The following is an 8232-nucleotide window of genomic DNA, read 5'->3' as shown; positions in this document are numbered from 1 at the left end:
GAACATCATCTACGACGGCTTCCTGCGGGTCGGCGGCGGATACAGCGCGCCCAACGTCGGCACCGCATACGTCGTCGCCAACGCGGGCGTGCATCTCGGCTTCGCCGAGCTGTTCCTCAGCGTCGCCGCCCCGCCGGCCACCGCCGGCGAGGCGCTACGGGTCGCGGCGGAGCACGTCGCGTTCTGCCCCCACAACGTGAACGGACAGCCGCTCGACGCCTACGCCGCGGGTCTCGTCGACTCGCCCGCCTGGCACTTCTGGTGGGACTGACGCATGCAGGCGTATCGGGGAGTCGTGGCGTACCACCTGACGACCGTCGGTGAGGGCATCGACACGGTCGAGCAGGCGTTGCTGGCCGCCGGCCTGACGTTCACCCGGACGCCGGTGACGGTCGCGTGGCCCGGCGGGCGCGGCGACGGCGCGGAGTTCGTCTTCGTGCTGCCCGCCCCCAACCAGCGCACCGGCCTGGACCTCGTGCAGCGGCTACGGGCCGCGACGACGTGGCTGCAGGTGCGGACGGTCGACGGTTCGACACCGGCCTAGCCACGACCTTCGACGACCGTGGTCCCGGGCGACGCGTTCCGTTCACCACACGTTCCGCTCCGCTTCACCACGGTCTCCGAGGCTGCTCAAGGAAAACAAGCAGCCCCTTCTTTGGAGAGTGCCAGCGTGACAGTTTCTCGCCGTCAGATTCTCAGTGGTGGTGCCGCGGCGGGCGTCGGCCTGACCGTCGCCGGGGCCCTGCCGACCCTCGCCGAGCCCGCCGCCGCGCACGAGGCGCACTGGCCCGGCGGCGGCTCGTCGTCCGGTGGCCGGCCCTTCCCGCCGTTGAAGGACGACCCGAACGGCATCCTTGCCCTGCCCGAGGGCTTCTCGTACACGATCGTCACCCGTGAGGGCAGCACGGAGATGTCGGGCGGCCAGGGCAAGACGCCCGGCTACCACGACGGCACCGGCGTGGTGGCGGACGGCCGCAACAAGCTGACGGTCATCCAGAACCACGAGCTGACCCCGCACCTGTCCGCCTTCGGCGTGCCGCACATCGCCGGCACCGTCTACGACCCGGGCGCGGTCAACTCCGGTGGCTGCACCGTCATCACGACCGACGGCAACGGCCGGCGCACCGGCGAGTGGGTCGGCATCTCCGGCACCGTGCGCAACTGCGCCGGTGGCGTCACCCCGTGGGGCACCTGGCTCACCTGCGAGGAGACCACCATCAACGCGGGCGCCACCTGGACCGCGGGCGGCCAGACCGGCACCTACCAGAAGAACCACGGCTACGTCTTCGAGGTCCTGCAGGCCGAGTCCGGCAAGCAGATCCCGAAGCCGATCAAGGCCTTCGGCCGCTACGACCACGAGGCCCTCGCGATCGAGCCGGACCTCAAGCACGTGTACCTGTCCGAGGACGCCAGCAGCCCCAACGGCCTGTTCTACCGGTGGAGCTCCACCGACGGCCGCCGGCTCGGCCTGGGCATCGCCAACACGCTCAGCGACACCGCCGGCAAGCTCGAGGCGATGCAGATCCGTCTCGACGACGGCAGCATCCTGCCCGACGTCGCGTACCTGACCTCCGCGCAGCTCGGCCGGCCGTTCAAGGTGACCTGGATCGAGGTCCCCGACCGCGACGCCGTCACCAAGCCGGTCCGCACCCAGTTCGCCGACGCCGACGTCACCCGCGGCAAGAAGTTCGAAGGCGTGTGGAGCACCAAGAAGGGCTGCTACATCGTCAACAGCTTCGCCTTCGGCGCCAGCGACCTGCCCGCCGACGCGACCAAGCACGACGGCATGGTCTGGTTCTACGACTACTCCGACCAGACCATCACGCTGGTCTCGTACTTCCCGCACAACGCCGCCGCCGAGGGCGAAGGCCCGCCGCCGAAGTACGCCGACCTGACCTTCGACGGCCCCGACAACGTCACCGTCACCCCGTGGGGCACCCTCGTCCTCGCCGAGGACGGCGTCCGCGCCTCGCACGTGCTCAGCTCCGTCCCGGGCGGCCCGACCTACGCGATCGCCCGCAACATGCTCAGCAACGGCACGTCCAACGGTTCTCCGACCTACTCGGAGTTCACCGGCCCGACGTTCTCCCCCGACGGCAAGGTCCTGTTCGTCAACATCCAGGTCCCCGGCATCACGCTGGCCATCACCGGCCCGTGGCAGCGCTACCTCGGCTGATCTGCACCATCCGACACCCAGGGCACCGGCTGAAGTCCGCCGGCACCCTGGGTGTCGCGCTGTCGTGACCCGGTACAAGATCGGTAGCGGTTGGCGCCATCGGCCGAGTGCGGCGATCGTGGCGGCATGTGGACGAGGGTTGTTCGTCCGGAGGCCGGCCGTCGGAACTTGTCGACGGCGTCGACGCATCCGGTACGGCGTCGCGTTCGAACCGGACCGGTGGTGGAACGATTTAGCGAAACCGCCTAACGTGAATGCATGTGCACATTGCGTCGTGCTCGCAGTTCCGTGTCGCCGGAAGTGTCGCCGTGGGCCGGCAGCCGGCCCGGCCGGCGGGTGACGATCACGTCCGGCGGTCGCCGGTGACCAGCGCTGATGGGAACGCGAACCTGCAGCTGGCTGAGGCCGACTACCGCTACGGCACCGGGACGCTGTGGCTGCGCGTCGAGCAGATCGACCGCTCCGGCGAGGTGGAGCTGGACGGTGACATCTGGCTCCCGGTCCGCGGTGTCCGGCTTCGCGCGAACGGCACCGAGGTCGGCGCGGTCCAGGTGCTCGTCCGGGCCGCCAGACTGCCCGGCCACACCTGACGGCGTTCTGGCGGCGGTGTCCGACGGGGCGAGGAGTTGGTGGGCGAGCCGGGCCGGTGGTCCGGTGGTAGGCGGAGAGGGGTCGGCAATGCTGCCGGACTGGGTGCCTGACGGGGTTGACATCACCACACCGAACGCGGCGCGGATCTACGACCACGCGCTCGGCGGGTTCCACAACTTCGACGTCGACCGGCGCTTCGCCGAGGAGGCGGAACGCACGTGGCCGGGCATCACCCAACTGGCGCATGACAACCGCGCGTTCCTGGGCCGGGCCGTGCAGTGGCTGGCCGGCCGCGGCGTGCGGCAGTTCCTGGACATCGGCTCGGGTATCCCGACGCTGGGCAACGTGCACGAGGTGGCGCAGGACGCGGCCGCGGACGCGCGCGTGGTGTATGTCGACATCGATCCGGTTGCCGTCGCGCACAGCCGGCGGATCCTGGCCGGAAACCGGTACGCGACCGCCGTACAAGGGGATCTGCGCCGACCGCAGGACATCCTCGGCCATCCGGACGTGGCCGGGATGCTCGACCTGTCCGAACCGGTCGGTGTGTTGATGGTGGCGGTGCTGCATTTCATCGACGACGCGGACGACCCGGCCGGCATCGTGCGGCAGTTCGCCGCCGCCACCGTGCCAGGCAGCTACGTTGCGGTATCCCATGCGGTGCCCGCCGTCGACGCCGCGGGGCAGGAGAGCGTGCGGCAGCTGTATCAGCGCACGCCGACGGCACTGCACGTGCGCTCCCCCGCCCGGGTGGCCGAGCTGCTCGCCGGTTGGCAGCTGCTGGATCCCGGCCTGGTGCCGATCAGTGCCTGGCACCCGGACCCCGAGGACGCCGGCGATCCCCCGCAGCGCTCAGCGATCGGCGGCGTCGCCAGCAGGTCCGCAACGGGCTGACAGCCCTCGGGCCCTGTCCCGCTTCGGACGAAGCGGCGGCGGGAGACTACTCTTCCGTTCACCCGGCCGGGGGACTTAGGTGGTCCTCAGGGGTTCGTTGCGTTGACACTGGCCCTGGCGGAGGACCTTGCCGACTCCGGCCCGTAGCGGAACGGAGGACGCGCGTGCGGCAGTCGATGACGGCACCGGTCGATGCCGGGTGTCGGCGATCCGTGCCACGCTACGTCCCACCTGGGCGGCGGCGACCAAGGTCACCCGCGTGCGACGAGTGTCCCGAGTCGTGACAGGCCCCCCGTCCGAGACTCCGCCCGAGCTGTCGCAACGCTCCGCGCCGGAGCCGTTCCCGCCGGACGTCGAGCATGGGATCGCCGCGCTGGCGGCGGCCTGGGGACGCAGCCTGGACCGGACGAACTTCGTGCCCGGCGGGCGGGCCCGCCGGGCCCAGGTGCTGCACACCCTCACCCGGCAACTGCACCACGCCCTGACCGCCCTCGTGGACGATCCCGAAGCCGGCTTCGGGATCGGCACCGAGCTCGTCCGCAACGCCATGTCGGACCCGCAGATCCTGGCGACCAGCATGCGGGTCCTGCGCCAGCGGGCCCTGACCGACCTCCGGATCGACGACCCGGTCGCGGCCGAGCGGCTCGATGCGCTGGTCGAGCAGCTGGCGCTCGGGTTCACCACCGAGCTGCGGGACCGGGTCCGCAGGGCGGCCGAGGACATCAGCCGGGACGAGCGTGAAGCCTGGCGAACGCACCAGCAGCAGCTGCAGCAGCAGGTCCGTCACGCGCTGCTGCACGACCCGTTGACCGGCCTCGCGAACCGGGCAGCGCTCACCGCCTACCTCGACGTCGTCATCGCCGAGAAGCCATCCACGCGGATCGGGGTGTGCCTGCTCAACATTCAACGCTTCGGCGCGATCAACGACACCTTCGGCACCGCGACCGCGGACCGGCTCCTGCAGGACGCCGCCCAACGGCTGCGTGGCCTGGCCATCGAACGCGAGTACTACCTCGCCCACCTCGGCGGCGACACCTTCACCCTCGTCGTCGAGGACACCACAGGACCGGACGACGCCGTCAAGGCCGCCGACTCGGCGCTGCGGCTGCTGCGGCACCCGTGGCGGACCGACGGCCACGACCTGTCCATCACCGCGAGAGCGGGCATCGTGGAACGCCCCACCCGCATGAGCAGCACTGGCGAGTTGCTCCGCGCGGCGGCGATGGCCCTGACCTGGGTGCGGCACGACAACCCGAGCACATCCTGGACCCTGTTCGAGCCGGCCCGGGAAGCGCTCGACATCCGCCGGCACCACCTCACCCACGCGCTGCCGGGCGCCCTGCGCCGCGGCGAACTCACCCTCGCCTACCAACCGATCATCCGCCTGCGCGACAACACGATCGTCGGCATGCACGCATTACCCCGCTGGACCCACCCCATCGCCGGCGAGGTCCCCGCAACCGAGTTCCTCGACCTCGCCGAACGCATCGGGATCCTGGTACCGCTGAGCGCCCACCTCCTGCACCTGGCCTGCGCCCGCGCCGCGACCTGGCAATCCACCCCGGAACCACCGATGCTCAGCATCGACTGCACCATCACCGAACTCCGCGACCAGGGCATCCTCACCACCGTCATCGCGGCGCTCGACAACACCGACCTCCCGCCGAACCGGCTCCAGCTCGCCGTCGCGCAGGACGCCCTGCACGACCCCGGCGACGACATCGCCTTCACCCTCGACGGACTGGCCCGCACCGGCGTCCACATCGCCGTCAACAACACCGGCGGCCCCGCCCACCTCGCCGAGTCTCCGGTCAGCACCGTCATCCTCGACCCACGCCTCATCCGCGGCCTCGACGTCACCCTGCCGACGTACGCGTCCGGTGCCAACACCCTCGCCTGGCTCATCGAGATGTTCCACGACCTCGCCCGCACCGTCACCGCCACCACCATCGACAGCCGCGGCCAACTCGAAGCCCTCAGCGACCTCGGCTGCGACACCGCCCGCGGCAACTACCTCGCCCACCCGATGACCCCCGAGGCAGCCGACCAGCTGTTCAACCCCAGAAACCATCCTGCTCCGTAGCGCGTGACACGGCCGTGTCGGCGTAGCGCGACGGAGCGCTACGCCGACCAGCCGGAGGGAGTGGTCAGGTCAAGGGCTGGTGCAGGTCAGGTCGCTGGGCGAGGTGGCGCCGTTTCCGGTGGCGGTGAACCCGAACGTCGTCGAGGCGCCGCCCCCGAGGGTGCCGTTGTAGGAGGCGTTCTTGACGGCGACACGACCGGTGGTGCCGGCGTTCACACCGTTCCAGAGGCTGCTGATCGCCTGGCCGCTGGCCATGGTCATCTGCACGGTCCAGCCGGTGAGCGTGGCCGAGGCACTGTTGACGACGGTGACCTCGCCCTGAAGGCCGCCGGGCCAGCTGTTGACCGTCCGGTAGCTGGCAGCGCACGCGCCCGGCTGTCCGGACGTGGACGGCCTGGGGCTCGGTGAGGTCGAGCTCGGCGGGGGCGAGCTCGGCGGCGTCGAGCTCGGCGGCGTGGTGGTCTCGAACTGGGTGAAGAACCGCCAAGCCTCCCCGGACGTCCAGGTCCTGGCGTCGTTGGGGCTGGACGAGCCGTCCACCGGACTGGGCGTGTGGTCCCCGTCGAACGCGGCCCAGCGGACGGGGTATCCGGCCCGGCACCCGGAGTAGTTCGTGGTGATGTGCGTCAGGCTGTTCTGCGCCGGCTCGGCCGGGTTCTGAGCGGTGCAGCCGTTGTTCCTGACGAACGTGTCCCGCAGCGACCGCCCGTTGGAGATGTTCAGGACGCTGTCGTGGGTGCCGTGAATGCCCAGGTAGGCGACGGGCTGCGTGCCGCCGTTGCAGCCGCTCAGGTTCGCGCCGGACAGCACCGCGACCGCTCGGAAGACGGTCGGCCGGGCACAGGCGATCGCGTAGCTCATCGCGCCGCCGTAGCTCCAGCCCATGGCGAACAGCTGTGCGGTGTCGACGCAGAGGTCGTTTTCGATGAGCCGGGTCAGATCGTCGACGAGGGTCAGGTCGCGGCCGCCGGTGTTGGCCCAGCCGTTGTCGATCCCCTGGGGCGCCACGAAAATGGTGCTGTTGTTCGACAACGGTTGAAGCCCGTAGTAACCGGCCGAGGAAACCGCGGCGGCGGAGCCGTTCAACCAGTGCAGGCCGAAGATCAACCGGTAGGGGTGGCTGCTGCTGTAGTTGTCGGGGATTCTCAGGATGTACGTGCGGTTCTGACCACCGCTCTGTATGGAGCGGGTGCCGCTGGTGAGCGTCGGCGCCTTGCCACATCCGGCGGTCGTCGCGAGTGTGCCGCTGGTGGCCGCCTCCGCGGTCCGGTCGTGGCCGCTGACCCCCCAGCCGGCCGCGAACACGACGAGCACCGTCGTAACCACCGCGGCAATCGAGCCTTTGTGCCTTGACATTGCGCAGCTCCTTCCACGAACACGTCGCGTTGTGCGTTTCGGCGCACCGGCCGGACGATGATGTTTGAGGGATTCGTGAGCGCCGATGCTGCCACGGAGACCAAGGGAGGACAACATGTTCCGAAACTCTTTCAGAATCGACACGTGAGCGTTTCGAGCCATCGCGTGCGACTTCGGAACGGCACGTCCCATAACGCTTTTCACGACACTCGCTTGTTATCGATCACATGCCGCACGATCCGCCGAAAGTTTCAAGTCAGTGCTCAGCGCTCGGCCCCGAAAGTTTCGAGCTTTTCGGCATCGCTTGACGCCAAGAATGTTATCGATAACATTCGCCCACGTCTGTCTCTCCCGGCCGATCAACAACGGGTGGCCGACGCGCCTCCCGACCACGTCCCGCTCCCACGGAGGATCTGATGAAGTTCCCTCGCTCCCGGTCCTGGGTGGTGGTCGCCTGCACGGCCGGCCTCACCGTGGCCGGGGCCGCCGCGGTGCTGACCGCGAACACTGCCCAGGCGGCCGCCGGCTGCCGCGTCGAATACACCGTCCCCAGTTCCTGGCCGGGCGGCTTCAGCGCCAACGTCACCATCACCAACTACGGCGACGCCGTCAACGGCTGGAGCCTCACCTGGTCGTTCGGCGCCGGGCAGACCGTCACCCAGCTCTGGAGCGGCTCGGTCACCCAGTCCGGCGCACAGGTCACGGTCACCAACGCCAGCTACAACGGCGGCATCCCCACCAACGGCACCGCCACCTTCGGGTTCAACGGCTCCTGGAGCGGCTCGAACCCGGTCCCCACCGGCTTCGCGCTCAACGGCACCACGTGCAACGGTCCGGTCGGCGGTTCGCCGAGCTCTCCCGGCTCGGCCAGCGCCAGCCCGAGCCGCAGTGCCAGCGCCAGCCCCAGCACGGGTGGCGGCTGCACGCTGCCGTCGTCCTACCGGTGGTCGTCGACCGGTTCCCTGGCGAACCCGAAGTCCGGGTGGGTCTCGCTGAAGGACTTCACCAACGTCGTCTACAACGGCCGGCACCTGGTGTACGCCACGACGCACGACACCGGCTCGACGTGGGGGTCGATGAACTTCGGCCTGTTCACCAACTGGTCCGACATGGGCTCGGCCAGCCAGAACGG

At 69.9% G+C, this 8232-nt stretch carries 8 protein-coding genes; 7 read left to right on the top strand and 1 reads right to left on the bottom strand.

What is annotated here, in order from left to right:
- From AB0K00_RS57280 to AB0K00_RS57255, 6 genes are all read left to right on the top strand, one after another.
- Positions 1-271 (top strand): DUF4253 domain-containing protein (locus tag AB0K00_RS57280; protein WP_363540057.1); only part of this gene is annotated, 271 nt, incomplete at its 5' end.
- Positions 272-274: 3 nt separating this feature from the next.
- A complete protein-coding gene (locus AB0K00_RS57275; protein ID WP_363540055.1) occupies positions 275-544 on the top strand; it encodes a hypothetical protein in 270 nt (89 codons plus the stop codon).
- A 126-nt stretch (positions 545-670) separates the two neighbouring features.
- Positions 671-2176: an alkaline phosphatase PhoX gene (locus AB0K00_RS57270; RefSeq protein WP_363540053.1), complete on the top strand. Its 1506-nt coding sequence runs from the start codon at positions 671-673 to the stop codon at positions 2174-2176.
- A gap of 362 nt (positions 2177-2538) precedes the next feature.
- A complete protein-coding gene (locus AB0K00_RS57265) occupies positions 2539-2766 on the top strand; it encodes a hypothetical protein (protein ID WP_363540051.1) in 228 nt (75 codons plus the stop codon).
- An 88-nt stretch (positions 2767-2854) separates the two neighbouring features.
- The gene (locus AB0K00_RS57260; protein WP_363540049.1) at positions 2855-3661 is read left to right on the top strand and encodes an SAM-dependent methyltransferase; all 807 of its coding nucleotides are present in this window, start codon (positions 2855-2857) and stop codon (positions 3659-3661) included.
- A 280-nt stretch (positions 3662-3941) separates the two neighbouring features.
- Positions 3942-5744 carry a bifunctional diguanylate cyclase/phosphodiesterase gene (locus AB0K00_RS57255; protein ID WP_363540047.1) on the top strand — a complete coding sequence of 601 codons (1803 nt, stop codon included), beginning with the start codon at positions 3942-3944 and terminating at the stop codon, positions 5742-5744.
- Between the two features lie 69 nt (positions 5745-5813).
- Here AB0K00_RS57255 and AB0K00_RS57250 read toward each other — a convergent pair whose 3' ends face one another.
- Positions 5814-7100 carry a cellulose binding domain-containing protein gene (locus AB0K00_RS57250; RefSeq protein WP_363540045.1) on the bottom strand — a complete coding sequence of 429 codons (1287 nt, stop codon included), beginning with the start codon at positions 7098-7100 and terminating at the stop codon, positions 5814-5816.
- A gap of 416 nt (positions 7101-7516) precedes the next feature.
- On the opposite strand from AB0K00_RS57250, the gene AB0K00_RS57245 reads away from it, so the two are divergent.
- The coding region (locus tag AB0K00_RS57245; protein ID WP_363540043.1) for a non-reducing end alpha-L-arabinofuranosidase family hydrolase at positions 7517-8232 on the top strand (716 nt) is incomplete at its 3' end.

Origin of the sequence: Dactylosporangium sp. NPDC049525, assembly GCF_040676755.1 — a bacterium.
Taxonomy (GTDB): Bacteria; Actinomycetota; Actinomycetes; order Mycobacteriales; family Micromonosporaceae; genus Dactylosporangium.
Note: the sequence above shows the minus strand (reverse complement) of the source record. Positions and strands in the feature narration are given on the sequence as shown.

Excerpts from the sequence above, each read along its gene's own strand:
- AB0K00_RS57275 (WP_363540055.1), top strand. The coding sequence starts at position 275 with ATGCAGGCGTATCGGGGAGTCGTGGCGTACCACCTGACGACCGTCGGT.
- AB0K00_RS57260 (WP_363540049.1), top strand. The coding sequence starts at position 2,855 with ATGCTGCCGGACTGGGTGCCTGACGGGGTTGACATCACCACACCGAAC.
- AB0K00_RS57250 (WP_363540045.1), bottom strand. The coding sequence starts at position 7,100 with ATGTCAAGGCACAAAGGCTCGATTGCCGCGGTGGTTACGACGGTGCTC.